Source organism: Campylobacter sp. CN_NE2, assembly GCF_027797465.1.
Classification (GTDB): Bacteria; Campylobacterota; Campylobacteria; order Campylobacterales; family Campylobacteraceae; genus Campylobacter_B.
On sequence record NZ_CP115608.1, the window covers coordinates 130057 to 150556 of the forward strand.

Here is a 20500-nt window from a genome sequence, read left to right on the forward strand (position 1 = left end):
TAAAATTACAAAATTCAAAACTCGCAAGGAAATCAGATGAGTTACAAACTTAAACACCTTTTAAGTATGCAAGATTTAAGCAAAGAAGACATTTTTTCATTTATTGAGTTGGCAAAGGAATTTAAGGCGTTAAATCGCACACCTGTAAAAAAAACCGATTCGCTTCGCGGAAAAACCGTCATCAACGCTTTTTTTGAAAATTCCACTAGAACGCGAATTTCATTTGAAATCGCCGCAAAACGGCTTGGAGCGGACGCTATAAATTTCAGCGCAGGTTCAAGTAGCACCAAAAAAGGCGAAACGCTAATCGATACGATAAAAAATATGCAAGCCATGCGTAGCGATATTTTCGTCGTTCGCCATGAAAGCTCGGGCGTGCCAAAATTCATCGCCGCAAACTGCGACGCTTCGATTGTCAATGCAGGGGACGGCTTAAACGAACACCCAACGCAATCGCTTTTAGATTTATTTACGATTTACGAAGCTAAGGACAAATTTGATGGGCTTACGGTTGCTATCATCGGCGATATTTTTAAAAGTAGAGTTGCTAGGTCAAACATTTGGGCGATGAGAAAATTAGGCATTAGCGTGAAACTTTTTGGACCGCCGATGATGATGCGAGATTGCGATGCGTTTGGTTGCCAAATTTGCAAAAGCATGGAAGAAGCCGTCGAAGGCACCGATGTCATCATCATGCTTCGCATTCAGCTAGAACGCCAAGACGGCGAACCAAGCTTTCCGAGCGTGAAAGAATACAGCAAATTTTTTGGCTTAACAAAATCAAAAATGCTCCACGCCAAAGACGGAGTTATCATCATGCACCCAGGTCCTATAAATCGGGGCGTGGAGATAAATTCAGATGTGGCTGATGACCCACGATTTACCTGCATACTAGATCAAGTCGAAAACGGCACGGCAATGCGTATGGCGGTGCTTCACACACTAAATTTAAATAGGAACAAATAATGAAAATTTTGATAAAAAACGGCACCGTCATCAACCACGACGGCAAAGAAAAAATCAATGTTTTAATAGAAAATGACAGAATTTTGGCACTTACAAAAGACGAGCCTAACGCCGATAAAATCATCGACGCAACGGGCAAATTCGTCATGCCCGGACTTATAGATATGCATGTGCATTTTAGAGATCCGGGATTTGAGTATAAAGACGATGTAAATTCAGGTAGCGAAACAGCCGTCGCAGGTGGCGTAACAACGGCACTTCCTATGGCTAACACAAAGCCCGTAAATGACAACGCCGCAATCACAAGAGCGATGATAGAAAAAGCAAAAAAACGCGGACTTATCGATTTATTGCCGTTTGGTGCGATAACGCAAGGCTTTAAAGGCGAACGCATAACCGAAATGGGCGAAATGCTTGAAGCCGGTTGTGTAGCATTTAGCGACGACGGACTTCCCGTAACCGATAGCTCGGTCATGCGACAAGCGCTTGAATACACGGCGCACTTTGGCTCGTTTGTCTCAAATCACAGCGAAGACTGCTCACTTTGTCGTGGCGGAGTGATGAACGAAGGCAAGGTAAGTGCCATTTTAGGGCTAAAAGGCATGGCAAGTGAAAAAGAAGAGATTATGGTTTCGCGCGACATTTTGTTAGCCAAAAAAACGGGCGGACACCTGCATGTAGCCCATGTAAGCTCGGCGTGGTCGCTAAAACTCATCGAACAAGCCAAAAAAGAAGGCATAAATGTAACCTGCGAAGTTACGCCACACCACTTCACATACGATGAGAGCGAACTTATGGGCTATGATACGAATTTCAAAATGTCCCCGCCGCTTCGCACGAACGCCGATGTAGAGGCTATGCGAGAGGGCTTAAAAAACGGCTTAATCGATGTCATCGCCACAGACCATGCACCGCACAGCTGGGACGATAAATTTGTCGAATTTGACAAAGCGCCGTTTGGGATTTTGGGGCTTCAAACGCTAGTTCCTTTGACTTTGCGTTTGGTGGAAGACGGCGTAATCAGCCTAGAAAAAATGGTTTTTTTAACTTCGTATAATCCTGCGAAAATCTTAAATTTAAAGGACAAAGGCGAAATCGCCGTTGGCAAACTAGCTGACATAGCTATAATTGACCCTGAGCTAAAATACATTTATGACGAAAAAATCAATAAGTCAAAATCGCAAAATTCGCCACTTTTTGGCAAAGAGCTAAAAGGTGCGTGTGTGCTAACTATAAAAAGCGGTCGTGTAGTTTTTGAATTTCCTAATGTAGTAGCGTAGAATTTGCATTGAATTATTTTGCAAATTTGCTTTAAATTGTCATTGCGAGACTTGCCGTTAGGCAAGTCGAAGCAATCCAGCCACGCTGACCAGGCGTTTTAAATTTGCAAATTTATTCTGAAATCATCGTCGTTATCATCTAAATTTACAAATTCCAAAATTCATTTTAACTCCGATTTTATAAACATTTAGCTAAAATTCAAAGTTCAAATTTGCAAATTTAAAAGGTTAAAAAATGTCAATTATCAGCGAAATTTTAAAAGATAGCGATTATAAACTTGATTTATTTTCGCCTACTAGCATACAAAATTTAGAAAAGCAAATAACACAAAAACCTAACAAAAACGCAAGTGGGGTGGGCTTTACCTACTATACAAAATGTCTAATCCGCGATAAAGAAGTCAAACTTACCCCCGAAGAAATCGTTCGCCAACTATATTTAGACAAGCTAATTGGCGAATACGGCTATACCAAAACACGCATACAATTAGAATATCCCGTGCATTTTGGGCGTGAAGTCAAACGAGCAGATATTGTTATCTTTGATGACATTCAAATCACTGCCCCGTATATTATCGTAGAACTCAAAAAACCAAAAGCCAAAGACGGCAAAGAACAACTCAAAAGTTATTGCAACTCCACAGGAGCAACCATTGCCGTATGGAGCAATGGTGAAGTAATCTCATATTATCACCGCAAAGACCCGAATTATTTCGAACCAATTCCAAATATTCCACAAAGTGGCAAAAGTTTAAAAGATGTTTTAAAACAAGACTTTACATTTGATGATTTAAAAAAAGCCGACAAACTGCAAACACAAAAAATCACGCTTAAAAGCATTGTATTGGATATGGAAGACGAAGTTTTAGCCAATGCAGGAGTTGATGTATTTGAAGAAGTTTTTAAACTGATTTTTATTAAATTATTTGACGAATTAGAAGGCGCAAGAAATGAAACACGCAATTTAGAGTTTAAAAACTACGGCGAGAGCGATGGCGAACTTAAAGTTAAAATCGAAAATCTTTTTTCAAAAGCCAAGAAAAAATGGGATGGTGTTTTTGCAGGCGATGACAAAATCAAACTATCGCCGTCGCATTTGAGTATTTGCGTAGCGTCATTAGAAAGCATTAAATTATTTAATTCAAATTTAGAAGTCATTGATGACGCATTTGAATATTTAGTCAATAAATCCGCCAAAGGCGAAAAAGGGCAGTATTTCACACCCCGTTATGTGATTGATATGTGCGTAAAAATGCTAAATCCAAAGCCTGATGAAACTATGATAGACACCGCCAGTGGTAGTTGCGGTTTTCCGATACACACTTGTTTTTATGTATGGAAAAACATTTACAAAAGCAAAGGTTTAGAACCGTCTGATTTATTTACTGCCGAAAAGAAAATTCCCGAATGCGAAGACTATGTCAAAGAAAAAGTCTTTGGTATAGACTTTGATGAAAAAAGTGTGCGAGTGTCTAAAATGCTAAATTTAATCGCAGGAGACGGACACACCAATGTATTGTATCTCAATTCCATTGACTATGCCCGTTGGGACGAATTTACCAAAGACGAAGAGTGGGAAGATATTTATTTTGACGGATTTAAACGCCTTAAAAATCTGCGTTCAACCAAAAACGAAAACCGAGATTTTGAATTTGATATTTTAATGGCAAATCCACCATTTGCAGGTGATATTAAAGAGCCACGCATACTTCACGCTTACGAACTTGGCAAAAACGCTAACGGCAAATGGCAACAAAAAGTGGGGCGAGATATTTTATTTATCGAACGCAACCTAAATATGCTTAAATCAGGCGGTAGAATGGCGATTGTCTTGCCACAGGGTAGATTTAATAATTCAAGCGATAAGTATATCCGTGAATTTATTAGCGAACACGCACGAATTCTAGCAGTCGTGGGGCTTCACGGCAATGTTTTTAAGCCACACACAGGCACTAAAACAAGCGTTTTATTTGTGCAGAAATGGGACGATAAACTCTGCCCTAAAAGGGACGATTACAATATATTTTTTGCCACGATGAGTAAGCCAAGCAAGGATAATTCTGGCGATAAAATCTACTATCCATTGCAAGATACGCACGGGCATTGGGTTGTAGAACACGATTTATTTAATCCACATTTAGCAGGAGATGAGCCTATACGCAAAAAGGACGAAAGCGAAGACACATTTCAAAAACGCTTAACGGAGTATCAAGACAATCTCCAAAAATATGCCGAATTTGACAAAGACGGCATCGCCGAAGCCTTTGCCGATTTTGTCAAAGCTGAGAATTTGAGTTTTTGGAGAGAATAAATGAGTGGGCAATTAAAAGCATATAAAGAACAAATGGAAATAGATTATTTTGCCTATTTTGCAAAGGCTTATTTTGCTTTTAATTGTTATTTAAAAGATAAATTTTCTAACTGCAAGGCAGATAGAGATAAAATAGACAAAATGAAAAATGCAAATTCTTCAATATTCACAAGATTATTAAAAGAAGATTTATTTATTCAAAATTTAATAGAATTAAAGAATAAATTATCTAATAGATTTATTATAAACGATAATGAACCAGTATGTTTTGAACATGTAAAAATTAAATCTTTTCAAGATAATGAAATTTGTAAGAATCAAAAACATTATACAAAAACATATTATATAAAAATACTGTCCAATGGGCGAGTTATTGTAAGAATTGATAACAATGAAATAATAGACTGTCCATATAATGAATTTGAAAATAAATTAAATAATTCTTCATTAACAGATACACAAAAAAATAGAGTAAGGTCATATATAACAAATGAGATAAATAGTTATGTCAAAGATATAACACCATTGATAACAAAATTATCAAACAAAGAAACTTTAACTGATGATGAAAAAAAAGATATTTATCGAGCATTTATTGAAATAATCTATTCAATGAGAAATGCTTTATTTCATAGTGAAATAGACCCAGAGAACACAGAAACTAAACAAGCGTATGAAAACGCATACTGGCTTTTACGAGAATTTGTAAAAAAATTGAGTTAAGGAGATTATATGAAAGAATTTATTCCACAAGAGTTGCCTGTAAATTTTGAAATAACTCCAAAAATTTATAAAGCTTTAAATAATGCTTCAAGAAAATTAGGTGAATTAAATGGTTTTATTAGAACTATACCAAATCAAGATATTTTAATCAACTCATTGGTTTTGCAAGAAGCCAAAGATTCTAATGCAATCGAAAATATTATAACAACTCATGATGAGTTATTTTTAGCTAAAATAGATGAAGCTAAAATTACACAGTCAGCCAAAGAAGTTATAAATTACGAAAAAGCACTCAAAAAAGGATATTTGCTAATTAAAAAAGATAGATTATTCTTAAATCGCCATATTTTAGAAATTCAAAGGCGATTAGAACGCCATTCCGCAGGATTTCGAACACAAAGCGGAACAATGCTTAAAAACCCAGCCACAGGCGAAATCAAGCATATTCCACCGCAAAATAGTGCTGATATACTTCGCTTAATGTCAAATTTAGAAAAATATATAAATGATGAATTAGACGATTTAGACCCACTAATCAGACTTGCTATTATTCACTATCAGTTTGAAACCATACACCCATTTTATGATGGTAACGGTAGAACTGGGCGTATAATCAATGTATTGTATCTTACATACAAAGGTCTTTTGGATTTGCCTATTTTATATCTTAGTGCGTATATTATAAAAAACAAATCTAAATATTATCATTTATTAGAACAAGTAAGTAAAAATTCAAACTGGAATGACTGGATAGAATATATTTTAAAAGGTATTGAGCAAACTTCTATTGCTTCGGTAAATTTAATCAAAAGTATAGACAAAGCTATGTCGGATTTTAGTAGTCTTTTGCAAGATAAATCACCAGAAATTTATAGTAAAGATTTTGTGGAATTATTATTTGCTTATCCATATACAAAAATCGAATCCGTAAAAAACAAATTGGGTATTTCAAGGCAAACAGCTTCTAAATATTTAAGAATATGTGAGAACTTGGGAGAATTTGAATGTGTAAAGCTCGGTAGAATAAATTATTTTATTAATATTCGTTTATTTAAGATTTTAAAGAAAGGATTGATTATTGAATAACATGTTAAAAAAAATCAAAATTTTTAACATATTATAGAAATATGTTAAAAATAGCATAATTTTTAACATATAAAAAAGGACAACAAAATGGCTTTAAATTTAAACCAAACATTGCAAAATAAATATCCGAATTTGGAAATTAGCGTTTTGAAATATTCAGACGCTATGAAAGATAATGAGTGTAAAAGAATTGATGCAGAATATTTTAAAAAGTCTGCATTAATGCTATTGAATAAAATTTGCAATATGCCACATATTATTTTAGGAGAAGATTATAATATTTCAAAATTGGCAGGTTTTGAATTTACTAAGTATTTTTTAGAAGAAAATATGAATTCAAGCGAAAACTATATAGCATTAACAAGTAAAAATATTCAAAATGAAAGATTGGACATATCGGATTATATTACTATTGATAAAAATGTTGCTGATAAAAATTTAATTCGTTCAAAAATATTAAAGCACGATGTTGTCTTGTCTTATACTGGTGAATATAGACGCTCATTAGTAATGCAAACCAAACAGGAATTTCAACTTGGTCCGAATATTTGCAGAATTAGACAAATTAAAAATAATGTTAGTCCTTTTGTTGTATCTACCTTTTTTAACTCAAAAATAGGTCAAATCATTTTAGATAAGGAAAAAACATTATCAGCACAGCCGACAGTAGCAATGTCAAGATTAAGAAAATTACCTATCCCCCTTTTCCCCCTTGAATTTCAACAACAAATTGAGCAAATGGTGCGTCAGTCGCACGAGTGTTTGGAGCAGTCCAAAGACCTTTACCGAGAAGCGGAAGTTTTGTTATACCAAGAACTCGGGCTAAATCCGCAAAATCCATTAGCCACTATCACGCCTGTTTCACAGAGCCTGAACTTTTCCGTGCGAACGCTTAAAGAAAGTCTGCATACCACAGGTCGCCTTGATAGCGAATATTATCAAATCAAATACGACGAAATCGAAAAGGTGATTAAAAATTATAGTGGTGGATATTTAAAACTAAAAGATATAGGCGAGTTTAAAAATGGCAGTTTGATTTCAGAAGATTTTTATGTAGAAAAAGCTCAAAGAGCCTATATTCGCATAAAAGAACTTTCTTTTAACGAACCGATTAAAATTGCAGAAAGTGTTTTTATTGATGATAATTTTGAAGCAAAAAATGAAACAACCGTAAAAGAAAATGATTTTGTTATCGCAACTATCGGTAATACTATCGGAAAAGTAAATTTAATACCAAAAGAACTTAACGGAAGTTTTATTTCAAACAATACTTCCAAATTTAGTTTGTTTGATAATTATATTTTGCCTGAATTTTTAGAATTGCTTTTAAGAAGTATTTTCGTGCAAGAGCAAATTTCGAGAGAATTTACGCAAACAGCACAACCTAAAATTTCAAATTATTCACTTGAAAATATCATAATTCCAAAAATAAATTTGCAAATTCAAACTCAAATTGCCGAAAAAATAAAACAATCCTTTGCTTTGCGAGTAAGAGCTAACGAGCTACTACAATCAGCGAAAACAAAGGTAGAAACGGCGATTAAACAGGCGTAAATTTGTTTAATCTGTCATTGCTAGAATTTGCCGTTATGAGTAGGGTGGCATCCTTGCCCACCAAAAATTCGGTAACCTTATGGTGGGCAAAATGCCAACTCTACGATAAATTTAAAAAACCAAGCAGTGAATTAAACTTTGGCGATTACTTCGTTTTACTTCGTAAAACTCGTAATGACAAAATAAATTTACGCTTATAATTCTATCGCAAACACGCTATAACCTAATATGCGTAGTTTCGTAGGCATCTTTTATACGAAATGTTATTAAATTTTGCAAAATTCCAAACAGACAAGCAAAAGTTATAAAACTACTTCCCCCGTAGCTAAAAAAAGGTAGCGGCACACCCACAACAGGCGCAAAACCGATAACCATAGCGATATTAACGCCGCCGTAAATAAATATCAAACACGCCACGCCCGTGGCAAAAACCCGCAAAAACGGATCTTCCTTAAAGTGAAAATTTAGACTTAAAAGGTGCATAATGAGCAGCATATAAAGTAGCATAAGTCCCGCAGCACCGACAAATCCGAAGCGTTCGATATGATAAGCAAAAATAAAATCGCTTGTAGAAATCGGCAAAAATTTAAAGTGCGTTTGCGTGGCTTCGTCTTTTGTTTTGCCGTAAATTCCACCGTTTCCGATAGCGATGATGGCTTGTTTGACTTGATAAGACGGCTCTTCGCTGATAAAATCGGTAATTCGCTTTTTTTGATAATCATGCAGTCCGTTATAAAGCACGGGCGAAGCGATACCGACAGCAACGACAATGCTAAGCCAAATTTTTTTATCAACCCCGACGATAAATAAAATCGCAAAACCTGTCAAAAATAAAATAAGCGCAGTTCCTAAGTCAGGCTCTTTTGCGACCAAAATAAAAGGCAATAAAATGTGAAATGAAATTTTGGCAAAATCTTTGAGATTATATCCGTTTTGCGGCGGCGGAAATTTTCTGATGAGATATGCAAGCATTAAGACAAATGCAGGTTTCATAAGCTCACTTGGCTGAATCGTAAAATGCACAAACGGGATTTCAAGCCACCTTTTCGCGCCTAGTTTGCTAACGCCGAAAAATTCGACACTTATAAGCAAAAATATATTTACCCAGTAAAAAATCGGCACAAGGTATGAAAATTTGCGAAGCGGAAGCAAAAACAAAACGAAAAAAAGCACAGCTCCAACTGCAAAATAGACATATTGTTTCATCGCAAGTGTCGAATTTGCTTCGCTTATGAGAAGATGAGATAAAAAAACAATCGGCAAAATCAACAAAGGTTGAATAAAATCAAAATGTGCTAAAATGCTTTTGTCAAATTTAAACAAGAAAATCCTTAATATTTTTGGCGAAATTATAACGAAAAAAGGTTTCATTTGGATAAATTTATCGCAGAAAATTCGGCTAGACTTGATGTTTTTTTAAGTGGCGTTTTGCAAATTTCGAGAAATCAAATCGCAAATTTGATAAAATCAAACGCCGTTTTTGTGAATTCAAATTTAGCAAATAAGCCGTCTTTTAAGCTAAATTTGGGCGATCTTGTGGAAATTTTTTACCCCGATACTACCGACAAGGACGGGGCAAATTCGCAAATTTGCGAATTCGAAGTGGAAATTTTATACGAAGATGATGATTTATTAGTCATTAATAAACCCGCAAATTTGGTCGTGCATAGCGCACCAAGTGTCAAAGAGCCTACGCTTGTGGATTGGTTAAAGCAAAATTCTTACACGCTTTCGACGATTAACGGCGAAATTCGCGCCGGAATCGTTCATCGCCTTGATAAAGGCACAAGCGGGGCGTTAGTGGTGGCTAAAACAAATTTTGCCCATGCAAATTTAAGCGAACAACTAAGCGATAAATCAATGGGGCGAATTTATCTAGCGATGACGGATTTAGCGTTAAAAGATGACTGCGTGATAGAAAATTTCATTGGACGAAATCCGTCAAATCGCCTAAAAAAGGCAGTTCTTAGCCAAAGTGCGAGTGATGCAAGATTTGCAAAAAGTGCGTTTGTAAATTTGCATAGTGAAGCAGGATTTAACCTAATCGGTGCAAAACTTTTCACAGGCAGAACTCATCAAATCAGAGTTCATCTAGCAAGTCTAAATCGCCACATTTTAGGCGATACTTTATATGGATTTAAGAGCCAAAATGATAAAATTGAGCGAATTTTCTTACACGCATATTTGCTTTATTTTACGCACCCACGAACGGGCGAAATGCTAAAAATAACGGCAAATTTGCCAAAAGAATTTGAAAATTTGATAGCAAAATCAGCTAAAAAGGACGAAATTTATGAGAAAATTTTACCGACTAACATTGAGCGCAGCTTTGAGTTTATTTGTAGCAGGTTGCGCTAACACTAGCCCAGATACTGCGAGTGTAAATGCGAATTTACCACAAGTAACAAATGTAAAAACCATAAGCGGAACGACTGAAATCGGACTTGAATGGCCAAGCTATGCCGAATACAGCGATGTTCAAGGATTTCAAATTTTTAGAGCCGAGATGAACGGTGGCGAGATGAAACGCGTAGCAGTCGTCAAAGATAAATACTCAACTCACTTTGTCGATACAAAATTAGCCCCTGAAACGACTTATAAATATGTGGTTAAAACCTACGGCGGCGGCGCAGTATCAGAGAGTGCGCCGGTAACGGTCGCAAGTACCACAAAACTAATGGATTCTGTTCCGTTTGCACAAGCGATTTATGGTTTGCCTGAACGCATAAAAATCATTTGGCGACCGCACCCTGATTTGCGTGTGAAATCTTATGTCATCGAACGCAGAAGCTTGGGTAGTCAAAGTTGGAGCAAAAGAGCCGAAGTAAATGGCAGATTAAGTGCCGAATATATTGATAAAGTCGGTAGCGGACAAAGCTATGAGTATAGAATTTTTGTAAAAACCGCTAGCGGCGAACTTTCAAAACCAAGCGAAATACTTCAAGCCACAACAAAAAATTTGCCAAACGGCGTTAGCCAAGTAACGGCAAGTTCAAATTTGCCAAAACGAATTAACATTTCTTGGGTCGGCACGACAGCAGAAGACTTTAAAACTTATAGAGTTTATAGCTCACGAAATGAGTATTTGCCTTTTACGATACTTGGCGAAACTACGGCAAATAGCTATGATGATTATATCGATGATAACGGCGGAGTAAGATTTTATAAGGTAACAGCAGTAGATAAAGACGGACTTGAAAGTCCAAAAGGCGAAGCCGTAAAAGGTCAAACGCTAGATGCGCCCAATGCACCATCGCTTCAAAGCGTAACGCAAGAAGGCAAGGCTGTCCGCATAGTCTGGGAAAATTCTGATACAAGGGTTGTAAAATATCACATTGAAAAAAGTCAAATTCTAGGCATGGTGCCTGATGAAAAATTCGAAGTCACGGGCGGAAATTCGTTTAGTGATACAAATATCGAAAAAGGCAAGACTTATTATTACAAAGTTTATGGCGTCGATGAATACGGCGTAACTTCGCCAGCTTCAAATTCATTAAGCGTTGAAGTTAATTAATGCCAAATTTCATAGCAAAAAAAATCAAAGAGCTAAATTTTCCGTTTCGCTTGGGCGAGACGGAATTTTTATCTTTGATAAACGGTAGAAAGCTAGATCTAATCCACACAAAAAGCTTTGATAGCGAGTTTTTTATCACTCTTAAACCAAGCGGGGATAAATTTATCATAAAAGGCGAAAAGGTTAGCAAACCAGCTAAAATAGGGCATTTACAAAAAGCTTTGCAAATTTTTAAAGATGAATTTTGTGATGAAATCGTAAGCGAATCTTTTGCTTTTAAAAATAAATCTTTGATAGAAAAAACTACAAAAATTTTAGATGAAAACGAAGTTTTAAATTTGATAAAAGCATACAAATTTAGCAAAATTTTTATCGAAATTGGCTTTGGTTCTGGCAGACATTTGCTTTTTCAAGCTAGGCAAAATAGCGATACATTGGTAATCGGCATCGAAATTTACAAACCTGCAATCGAGCAGGTCGCAAAACTAGCAATCAAAGAAAATTTACAAAATGTCGCTTTGATAAATACCGATGCGCGAATTTTGCTAAGTATGATTGATTCGAATTTAATTGATAAAATTTTTCTTCATTTTCCCGTCCCTTGGGACGATGCGCCGCACCGAAGAGTGATTTCGCACGAATTTGCAAAAGAGTGTGTTAGAACGCTCAAAATTGGCGGTAAATTCGAGCTTAGAACCGATAGCAAGCTATATTTTGAATTTGCAAAAGAGATTTTTGGCGAATTTAGCAAATTTGGCAAAAGCGAGTTTTTTAAAAATCAAAATTTGCAAATTTCAAGCAAATATGAAGATCGCTGGAAAAAAATGGATAAAGATATTTTTGATTTTATCTTTGAAAATTCGCAAATTTCGGACGATTTAAAAGAGAATTTTGTTTTGGAATTTCCAAAATTTGACAAAGATAAAATTTATAAAAATTTCACAAATGAAGCCTTTAAAGGCGATGATTTTTTTGTGCATTTTGAAGAAATTTACAAAAACGATGAGAAAATTTTTATAAGAGTTTCGCTTGGTGCTTTTGATTTGCCACAACAATGCTATTTGGTTATCGGCGAAGATTTTTCGTCATATTTTATCAAATTTCCTTTGGTCATCAGGCAAACTTTTAAGGCACACAAAAAAGTTACGGAGATACTAGAAAAATGGCAATGCAGTATTTAAACGACGAAAAACCCGATATAATCACGGCTAGAAAGCTCACACTTGGTTATGAACGCGACATTGATATTATTAGCGAAGCTGATTTTAGCATAAAAGTAAATGATTTTGTCATTATAACAGGACTTAGCGGAAGCGGTAAATCTACGCTTTTAAAGTCATTTTACGGCGGAATTGGCATAAAAAGCGGCTATTTAAATGTTTGTTTGTGTGATTTAAAAGATATTAGTGCAAGTGGGCTACGAATTTTACGCAAACGAATCGGCATTATTTTTCAAGATTATCGTTTGATAAATGAGTGGACTATCGAAAAAAACATAATGCTTCCGTTGATGATAATGGGGCAATCACCGCAAGTTTGCAAAAGTCAAGCAGAAAAGCTTTTAAAGCATATCGAGCTTTTGCATAAAGCCGATAAATTTCCTATGGAGCTTTCTGGTGGCGAACAGCAACGAGTGGCGATGGCAAGAGCCTTAGCACACAATCCGCAACTTTTAATCTGCGACGAACCAACAGGAAACCTTGATGATAGATCAAGCGAAATCATCTGGCGTTTGCTTCGCTCGGCAAGAGAAGCTTGGGGTGCGTGTGTGGTTGTAGTTACGCACAAAAGACCGGCTACGCTTCGTTTTGCGTATAGACATTTTGAGATAAAGGACGCAAAAGTTTATGAAATCAATTAAAACACATTTTGGCGTGATTATTTCGCTTGTTGCGCTTTTGTTTTCGGTTCAGTTTGGCGTTTTTATAAATAATTTGATAAAAAGCTACGAAATTTCTATTCAAAACGAATACAACATAGTTTTGGTAGCAAAAAACGAGCTTAGTTTGGAAGCTATAAAAGAAGTAGCGCCCGAAGTCGCAAGTATCTCTCAAATCGGCACAAAAACTATAACAGATAGATTAAAAGGGCGAATTTCAAATGAAAATTTGGTAAATTTAAATAAAAATTTGCCTAAATTTTATAGCGTAAAACTCTCGTCGTTTCCGAATTCAAGGGAACTTGAAATCATCGAAGAAAAACTTAAAAATATAGGCGATTTAAATAGGGTTGAAATTTTCAAAAAAACCCATGATGATATTTTTAAAATTTTACTTTTGTTAAAAAGTTTGGTTTATGGATTTGCCCTTTTAATCGTGCTTTTGGGGTTAATGTTGATTTATAAACAAATGCGAATTTGGGTTTATGAGCATAAATCTCGCATTGAGATTATGGATTTATTTGGCGCAAGTTTTATCATCAAAAGTGGAAAACTTTATCGCATGGCGGTCGTAGATAGCGTGATAGCGACTTTGATTGTAATTGCGTTTTATCTATTTTTGCCAAGTTGGGAGCTTTTTACAAACACCATGCAAAGCATAGCCGATCTAAATGTGGCGATAAATTTACCTTATGACGGGCTTGTGCTTTTTGGCATTGCGATTGTTTTATCGCTGATTGCGGTTAGTTTGGTTATGATCGAAAGCGGAAGTAAAAAACAATGAAAAAGATTTTATTTTTAGCACTTGCCCTGAATTTGGTATTTTCAGCACCAAATACAAAAGATAAAATCGAGCAAACCACGCAAAATTTGGCAAAATCACAAAAGGAAGAGAAAAAACTTAGCCAAAAAATAGATGAAATCGCAGATGAAATTTTAAAAGAACAAAATGACGCCAAAAAGCAAGACGGCGAGTTAAAAGAGCTTTCAAAGATAGTTTTAGAGCTTCAAGAAAAACACGCAAGTGAAGAAAAAGAGGTAGAAAAGTTAAATTCGCAAAATGCTTTTTTGCTAAATACTCAAAGCGATTTGGAAAACAAGATCATCGATGCGATTTCAAAAGAGCTTTCTTTTGATTTGGTTAGTGATATAAATTTAACCAAAAGTAGCGATAGTATCATCGCCGATGAGGTGCTAAATTTGCTAGGCGATATAATGTCTAATGAGCTTAGTGCACTTATGAAAGATTATGAAAATAATAAAAATTTAATCGACGAACAAGATAAAAAGATACAAACTATAAAAGCCAGCATGCAAGATTACAACAAGAAAAAAGATGATTTGAGCCAAAAACGCAAACTCCAAGAGCAAAAACTAGCAAATTTGAAAAAAAACAAAGACGAATACGCTAAAAAGCTTGAAAAACTTAGCAACGAACAAGACGAAATTCGCAAAGCGTTAGAAGAGCTTAAAATCATAAATGATAAAGAAGAGCGAGAAAAAGCTGAAAAAGCAGAAAAAGAACGCCTAGCAAAACTAGAAAAAGAGCGAAAAAAAGCCGAAGAAAAGGCTAAAAAAGAGGGCAAAAAGGTAGAAGAAATTTTTTCTAGCGAACCTGAGCCTGTTATCGAAGATGAACGGGTGGCTAAAATCGATAAAAAGGTGAAGCAATATGGTTCTAGCTATCAAGCAAGTAGAGTGAAAAAATATACAGGTGCGAAAACTATATCACCGATAAGCGGGGCTTATGTCAAGCGAAATTTTGGAAATTATAAAGACCCTGTTTATAATATTAAAATTTTTAACGAAAATATCGTGCTTGGTTCAAAAAGCTCTGATACGCAGGTAAAAAGCGTTTTGGCTGGAAAGGTTGTTTTCGCCAAAGATACCGCCGTGCTTGATAAGGTTGTGATTTTGGAGCATTCAGGCGGAATTCATACGATTTATGCGCATTTAAGCCAAATCGCACCGACCATAAAAGTAGGAAGTAGTATAAAAAAGGGCTATGTTTTAGGACGGATAAATTCGGAACTGACTTTTGAAGTTACGCAGCAGAATTATCATATAAATCCGCTTGATTTGATAAGTTTGAAATAGCTAATTTCTATATTTAATGGATTAATAAATAGCTTTTGTATCTGTTTTGCAAGATTTATTTATTCCGTTTTGACAAGCTAAATCAAAATATTTTTTTGCTATTTCGTTATAATTTTGCGTGTAGTGTCTTCCGCAATCTCTATATAATAATCCTAGATCTTTACAAGCACCGTAGTCGGAATTTTCACAAGCAAATTTAAGATATTTTTCTGATTTGTCATATAATTTTTTTGCCCAACAGTTAGCCAATCGCCCCTGTTTGCCAGGATAGTTTGGGCTATAACTATATAGCTTTCCGACACTTGTGCAAGATGCTATAAAACCGCCTAAACAAGCTTTTTCATAATTTTCTAATGCTTCTTGATAATATTTATCGCCGTAATCATAAGTGTTGTGTAAATACGCTATTTTTTCAAATTCATAGGCTAAATTATTACAAGCAAAATAATCGTTTTTATCGCATTGCTTTTGTAAATTTATAAATTCATCACTTTTTAAAATAAGTTCTATTTTTGGTTGTAAATTTTTGTCATGACTTATGATATTTTTTTCGTAAATATAGTCATTGCCAATTACAAATAACAAAAAAAATATATACGGAATTGCAATAATCACAATGGGAAATATGCAGATAAGTATAAATTTAAAAAATATTTTAAAATTTTTCATTTTTTGATTATATCTAAATTTTACAAAATTATCTAAATTTAAAGACTTTTTTGCTATTATATTAAGTTTTGTAAGGAGATTGTTATGGCTGAATATAAGCGAGTTTTGGTTAAGTTTTCAGGTGAGGCATTAGCCGGAAATAACGGCTTTGGTATCGATAATGAAATAGTTAAATTTATCGCAGGTGAGATAAAACAGCTCGTTGATAGCAAAATCGAAGTTGGTATTGTTATTGGCGGCGGAAATATAATTAGAGGCGTAAGTGCAGCGCAAGGCGGTATCATAAAACGCACAAGCGGCGATCACATGGGAATGTTAGCAACCGTTATAAATGCCATTGCTATGCGTGAAGCACTCGAATATATGGGAATCGATGTTCGCGTTCAAAGTGCTATCAAAATGGAAGCTATTTGCGAAACTTTCATCATCGGCAGAGCAAAAAGACATTTGGAAAAAAACCGAGTTGTTATTTTTGCAGCAGGAACGGGAAATCCATTTTTTACAACTGATACAGCAGGAACTCTAAGAGCCGTTGAAATCGGTGCTGATGCGATTATAAAAGCGACAAAAGTAGATGGTGTTTATGATAAAGACCCGCATAAATTTGATGATGCGAAACTATTATCAAAAATAACTTACGATCAAGCTTTGCACGATAATATCAAGGTTATGGACGATACTGCGATTGCATTAGCAAAGGATAATTCACTTCCGATTATAGTTTGCAATATGTTTAAAAGCGGAAATTTACACAAAATCACAAAAGAAGGCGATTTGAGTTTTTGCTCAATCGTAAAATAAGGAGAAAAATTTGAGAACAGAACAAATAGTAGCAAAAGCTTTGCAAGTAACAGGCGGAGATAGATATAAACTTTCTTTGATGATTACAAAACGAGTTGAACAACTAAGCGCAGGCGAACCGACACTTTTAAAAGATGTTGATACAAGAAAAATGAAATTCGCAGACATTGCTATAATGGAACTTGCAGAAGGTAAAATAAGCTTAGATGGAATTACTGAATCAGATAAATGAGGGTTATTTAGATAGACTCATTGAAGAGATTATCGGTATTAAAGATATAAATTCTGCAAAGGAACTTTTATATCATCTAAAAGAGCCGACGCCGATTTTGGTCGATGCGATAAATTTGTGTATCACTCAGCACGAAGGTCAGTTTAGAAAAAGCGGTGAGCCTTATGCGATTCACCCGATTTTGGTCGCTTGTATAGTTTCGTTTATGGGCGGGGACGATGATATGGTGATTTCTGCGCTTCTGCACGATGTTGTCGAAGATACAGACTTTACAGCCGATCAAGTCGGAGAGAGATTTGGCGAAGAAGTCGCTAAAATCGTGGAAGGGCTAACAAAAATCGTAAATATCAGAGAAGATAAACTTGCCCCATCAAGCGATACAAATTCTAAACTTCGCACAACTGCGCTTACTTTTAGGCGAATGCTTTTAGTTTCGATTGAAGATGTGCGAGTTTTGGTTGTCAAGCTTTGTGATAGACTTCATAATATGCTGACTTTGGACGCTCTAAGACCTGATAAACAAAAACGCATAGGCGAAGAAACGCTTCTAGTTTATGCGCCTATCGCTCACAGGCTTGGAATTTCATCTGTAAAAAATATGCTCGAAGATTTAAGCTTTAAGTATGTTATGCCTGATGAATATAAAACGATTCATGATTATGTAAGCGAGCATAAACAACAACTTCAAATAAATTTAAACAAATTTAGCGAAAGAGTAAAAGAGCTTTTGCTTACAAATGGTTTTAGCGAAGATAGTTTTGAAATGCAAAAACGCTTGAAACATTACTATTCGATTTTTTTGAAAATGCAAAGAAAAGGCATTTCTATCGAAGAGGTCTTGGATTTATTGGCGATTCGAATTTTGGTTAAAAAACCTATGGATTGTTACCTTGTTTTGGGTATTTTGCATACTAAATTTAATCCACTTATCTCGCGTTTTAAGGATTATATCGCACTTCCTAAACATAACGGCTATCAAACCATACACACAACCGTTTTTAACGATAGTATGATAATTGAAGCGCAAATTCGCACTTTTGATATGCATAATACCGCCGAATTTGGCGTGGCGGCTCACTGGAAATATAAATATAGTGGATCGATGAATCCAAAGCTTGATTGGCTTAGCGACATTAGTATGCAAGAGGTCGATGAAACAAGCGCAGAAGATTTATATGAATATGCAAAAGATAGCCTATATGTCGAAGATATAGCAGTTTATTCGCCAAAAGGCGGAATTTTTACGCTTCCACGTGGTTCGACGGCGTTAGACTATGCTTACGAAATCCACTCGCAAGTTGGCCTAAAAGCGACAGAAGCCTTTGTAAATCGCATAAAAGTACCACTTTTAACCGAGCTTAAAAACGGAGATATTGTTCATATCATCACAGGAAATGAGCCGCATTATCGTTGTAGTTGGTTAAATTCGGTCAAAACAGGAAAAGCAAGGGCTACAATCAAAAGTTTTTGCAAACAAAAGATAAGAGATTTAAATCACGAAGTAGCAATCAATATATTATCTGCGATATTTAGCACAAAACAAGATAAAATCATAAGTTGGCTAGAAAGTGAAAATTTAATAAAAAAAATAGCAAAAGCAGCTTACGATAGCGTATATTTAAAAGATGTTGTCAATGCGCTAAAAAAATATCCGCTTAAAGAAAAGCTCTTTAAAATTCGTGATAAATATGTCGTGGAGAAGCAAAAATTCGATAATATTGTAGTTTATTCAAATTATAAAATAAATTCGGTAGAATTCGATTATTGTTGCAATCCAAAAAGGGGAGATGATATAATTGGTTTTAGAAGTCATCATAATGTAACCGTTCATCACAAACTTTGTGAAAGAGCGGCAAATTTGATGAAAAATGATGAGATGATTTTTGTAAAATGGACGAGAAATGCGCCACATCGTTACAATGTCATCTTAAAACTTGAAAACAAACGAGGTTCGTTGGCTGAGTTTTTGACATATTTGTCTAAGTTACAGGTGGATTTGGTCTCAATTAGACTTAGCGAAAATTCAGAAACTTCATCCGATTTCTTTGAAATTACGATAGAATTAAATGAAAGTTTAAATTCAAATTTCATAAGAGAAAAATTACGAAATCGCTATAAAATAGTTGATTTTGTTTCACAAAACGATGTTTATAATAACTAATAAAGGAGCAAGAAATGGCTGACATAAAAGAGATTATGGAGAATTTTAAAAGAGGTGTTGCCGAAATTATCGGCGAAGAGCAAATCGAAGCTCTTATAAAAAATTATTACGATAAAAAACAAAATTATCATATTAAAATTGGGCTTGATCCAACTGCGCCAGATTTGCATTTAGGGCATACTGTTGTTTTAAATAAACTTGCATTTTTGCAACAACACGGAGCGATAGTGCAATTTTTAATCGGCGATTTTACCGCTCAAATCGGAGATCCAAGCGGTAAGAGCGAAACTAGAAAAAAACTAGATCACGCAACTGTGCTAAAAAATGCTAAAACTTATCAAGAACAAGTTTTTAAAATTTTAGATAAAGATAGAACCGTAGTTATGTTTAACTCAGAGTGGTCAAATCGCCTTGGAGCAGCTGGCATGATAGAGCTTGCTAGCACCTACAATGTCGCTAGAATGCTAGAAAGAGATGATTTTACAAAACGATTTAGAAATGAACAACCAATTAGTATTAGTGAATTTTTGTATCCTCTTTTGCAAGGTTATGACAGTGTTTGTATGAAATCTGACATCGAATTTGGCGGAACAGATCAAAAATTTAATCTTCTTATGGGTCGCCAACTTCAACGCACTTATGGTGTCGGAAAAGAACAAGCCGTCGTTATGATGCCGCTTTTAGTGGGAACTGACGGCGTAAATAAAATGAGTAAAAGCCTAAATAACTATATCGGCGTAACCGACGAGCCAAATGATATGTATGGCAAGATTATGAGTATTAGCGATGATTTGATGTGGGATTGGTATAATCTATTAAGCAATAATTCAAACGAAGAATTGGCTCTAATCAAAAATTTTGTCGAAGACGGTACAATTCACCCAAAAGCAGCAAAAGAAGCTTTGGCAATGGAGATTGTTACTAGATTTTATAGTGAAGAAATTTCACTAAAAGCAAAAGAAGAATTTGATAAAGTTCATGGCAATAATGAGCTTCCTACCGAAATTCCTGAATTTAAAATCGGCTCTCCTGCTTGGATTGTAAAGGCGATTATGTCTTGCAAACTAGCGCCATCTAGCTCGGAAGCTAGACGCTTAATAAAATCAAATGCCGTTAGCCTAGATCAAAATAAAGTAACAGACGAGCAGCTTCAACTAAGTTCGGGCGAATATGTTTTACAAGTCGGTAAGAAAAAATTTGCAAAACTTATTGTAGAGTAAAAAAAGG

18 protein-coding genes are annotated in these 20500 nt (G+C 35.2%); 16 read left to right on the forward strand and 2 right to left on the reverse strand.

The window, feature by feature from the left end:
* Positions 1–36 precede the first annotated feature (36 nt).
* From PF028_RS00670 to PF028_RS00695, 6 genes are all read left to right on the forward strand, one after another.
* Entirely contained in the window at positions 37–966 is a 930-nt protein-coding gene (locus PF028_RS00670; RefSeq protein WP_270860745.1) for an aspartate carbamoyltransferase catalytic subunit, read from the forward strand.
* Positions 966–2246, forward strand: a complete 1281-nt coding sequence (locus PF028_RS00675; protein ID WP_270860746.1) for a dihydroorotase — start codon at positions 966–968, stop codon at positions 2244–2246. Before PF028_RS00670 ends, PF028_RS00675 begins: the two co-directional genes overlap by 1 nt.
* Before the next feature lie 241 nt (positions 2247–2487).
* A complete protein-coding gene (locus PF028_RS00680; RefSeq protein WP_333720455.1) occupies positions 2488–4557 on the forward strand; it encodes an N-6 DNA methylase in 2070 nt (689 codons plus the stop codon).
* Positions 4558–5280 (forward strand): hypothetical protein, encoded by a 723-nt coding sequence (locus tag PF028_RS00685; protein ID WP_270860748.1) that lies wholly within the window; start codon positions 4558–4560, stop codon positions 5278–5280.
* A gap of 9 nt (positions 5281–5289) precedes the next feature.
* Positions 5290–6366: a Fic family protein gene (locus PF028_RS00690; RefSeq protein ID WP_270860749.1), complete on the forward strand. Its 1077-nt coding sequence runs from the start codon at positions 5290–5292 to the stop codon at positions 6364–6366.
* A gap of 87 nt (positions 6367–6453) precedes the next feature.
* A complete protein-coding gene (locus PF028_RS00695) occupies positions 6454–7920 on the forward strand; it encodes a restriction endonuclease subunit S (RefSeq protein WP_270860750.1) in 1467 nt (488 codons plus the stop codon).
* Positions 7921–8136: 216 nt separating this feature from the next.
* Here PF028_RS00695 and PF028_RS00700 read toward each other — a convergent pair whose 3' ends face one another.
* Positions 8137–9243, reverse strand: coding sequence for an FtsW/RodA/SpoVE family cell cycle protein (locus PF028_RS00700; RefSeq protein WP_270860751.1), 1107 nt, complete (start codon positions 9241–9243; stop codon positions 8137–8139).
* Positions 9244–9291: 48 nt separating this feature from the next.
* Between PF028_RS00700 and PF028_RS00705 the strand changes: the two genes are divergently transcribed.
* Genes PF028_RS00705 through PF028_RS00730 form a run of 6 tightly spaced genes read left to right on the forward strand, consistent with a single transcriptional unit; the run spans position 9292 to position 15410 of the window.
* Positions 9292–10278: an RluA family pseudouridine synthase gene (locus PF028_RS00705; RefSeq protein ID WP_270860752.1), complete on the forward strand. Its 987-nt coding sequence runs from the start codon at positions 9292–9294 to the stop codon at positions 10276–10278.
* Positions 10214–11434, forward strand: coding sequence for a hypothetical protein (locus PF028_RS00710; protein ID WP_270860753.1), 1221 nt, complete (start codon positions 10214–10216; stop codon positions 11432–11434). The genes PF028_RS00705 and PF028_RS00710 overlap by 65 nt, the downstream gene beginning before the upstream one ends.
* Positions 11434–12615, forward strand: coding sequence for a tRNA (guanosine(46)-N7)-methyltransferase TrmB (trmB, locus tag PF028_RS00715; RefSeq protein ID WP_270860754.1), 1182 nt, complete (start codon positions 11434–11436; stop codon positions 12613–12615). Before PF028_RS00710 ends, trmB begins: the two co-directional genes overlap by 1 nt.
* Positions 12603–13295, forward strand: a complete 693-nt coding sequence (locus PF028_RS00720; protein WP_270860948.1) for a cell division ATP-binding protein FtsE — start codon at positions 12603–12605, stop codon at positions 13293–13295. Before trmB ends, PF028_RS00720 begins: the two co-directional genes overlap by 13 nt.
* On the forward strand, positions 13282–14097 hold the full coding sequence (locus PF028_RS00725) for an FtsX-like permease family protein (RefSeq protein WP_270860755.1): 816 nt from the start codon (positions 13282–13284) through the stop codon (positions 14095–14097). The genes PF028_RS00720 and PF028_RS00725 overlap by 14 nt, the downstream gene beginning before the upstream one ends.
* Complete coding sequence (locus tag PF028_RS00730; RefSeq protein ID WP_270860756.1) at positions 14094–15410, forward strand: murein hydrolase activator EnvC family protein; 1317 nt, start codon at positions 14094–14096, stop codon at positions 15408–15410. Before PF028_RS00725 ends, PF028_RS00730 begins: the two co-directional genes overlap by 4 nt.
* A gap of 21 nt (positions 15411–15431) precedes the next feature.
* Here the strand turns inward: PF028_RS00730 and PF028_RS00735 are convergent, their stop codons facing one another.
* On the reverse strand, positions 15432–15995 hold the full coding sequence (locus PF028_RS00735; protein ID WP_270860757.1) for a hypothetical protein: 564 nt from the start codon (positions 15993–15995) through the stop codon (positions 15432–15434).
* 168 nt (positions 15996–16163) lie between these two features.
* On the opposite strand from PF028_RS00735, the gene pyrH reads away from it, so the two are divergent.
* From pyrH to tyrS, 4 genes are read left to right on the forward strand one after another with little or no spacing between them, the layout of a single operon-like run.
* The gene (pyrH, locus tag PF028_RS00740) at positions 16164–16880 is read left to right on the forward strand and encodes a UMP kinase (RefSeq protein ID WP_270860758.1); all 717 of its coding nucleotides are present in this window, start codon (positions 16164–16166) and stop codon (positions 16878–16880) included.
* Between the two features lie 10 nt (positions 16881–16890).
* On the forward strand, positions 16891–17112 hold the full coding sequence (locus PF028_RS00745; protein WP_270860759.1) for a DNA-directed RNA polymerase subunit omega: 222 nt from the start codon (positions 16891–16893) through the stop codon (positions 17110–17112).
* Positions 17087–19273: a RelA/SpoT family protein gene (locus tag PF028_RS00750; RefSeq protein ID WP_270860760.1), complete on the forward strand. Its 2187-nt coding sequence runs from the start codon at positions 17087–17089 to the stop codon at positions 19271–19273. The genes PF028_RS00745 and PF028_RS00750 overlap by 26 nt, the downstream gene beginning before the upstream one ends.
* A gap of 14 nt (positions 19274–19287) precedes the next feature.
* Positions 19288–20493: a tyrosine--tRNA ligase gene (gene tyrS, locus PF028_RS00755; protein ID WP_270860761.1), complete on the forward strand. Its 1206-nt coding sequence runs from the start codon at positions 19288–19290 to the stop codon at positions 20491–20493.
* Positions 20494–20500 lie beyond the last annotated feature (7 nt).

Excerpts from the sequence above, each read along its gene's own strand:
- PF028_RS00670 (WP_270860745.1), top strand. The coding sequence starts at position 37 with ATGAGTTACAAACTTAAACACCTTTTAAGTATGCAAGATTTAAGCAAA.
- PF028_RS00675 (WP_270860746.1), top strand. The coding sequence starts at position 966 with ATGAAAATTTTGATAAAAAACGGCACCGTCATCAACCACGACGGCAAA.
- PF028_RS00685 (WP_270860748.1), top strand. The coding sequence starts at position 4,558 with ATGAGTGGGCAATTAAAAGCATATAAAGAACAAATGGAAATAGATTAT.
- PF028_RS00690 (WP_270860749.1), top strand. The coding sequence starts at position 5,290 with ATGAAAGAATTTATTCCACAAGAGTTGCCTGTAAATTTTGAAATAACT.
- PF028_RS00695 (WP_270860750.1), top strand. The coding sequence starts at position 6,454 with ATGGCTTTAAATTTAAACCAAACATTGCAAAATAAATATCCGAATTTG.
- PF028_RS00710 (WP_270860753.1), top strand. The coding sequence starts at position 10,214 with ATGAGAAAATTTTACCGACTAACATTGAGCGCAGCTTTGAGTTTATTT.
- trmB (WP_270860754.1), top strand. The coding sequence starts at position 11,434 with ATGCCAAATTTCATAGCAAAAAAAATCAAAGAGCTAAATTTTCCGTTT.
- PF028_RS00720 (WP_270860948.1), top strand. The coding sequence starts at position 12,603 with ATGCAGTATTTAAACGACGAAAAACCCGATATAATCACGGCTAGAAAG.
- PF028_RS00725 (WP_270860755.1), top strand. The coding sequence starts at position 13,282 with ATGAAATCAATTAAAACACATTTTGGCGTGATTATTTCGCTTGTTGCG.
- PF028_RS00730 (WP_270860756.1), top strand. The coding sequence starts at position 14,094 with ATGAAAAAGATTTTATTTTTAGCACTTGCCCTGAATTTGGTATTTTCA.
- pyrH (WP_270860758.1), top strand. The coding sequence starts at position 16,164 with ATGGCTGAATATAAGCGAGTTTTGGTTAAGTTTTCAGGTGAGGCATTA.
- PF028_RS00750 (WP_270860760.1), top strand. The coding sequence starts at position 17,087 with ATGGAATTACTGAATCAGATAAATGAGGGTTATTTAGATAGACTCATT.
- tyrS (WP_270860761.1), top strand. The coding sequence starts at position 19,288 with ATGGCTGACATAAAAGAGATTATGGAGAATTTTAAAAGAGGTGTTGCC.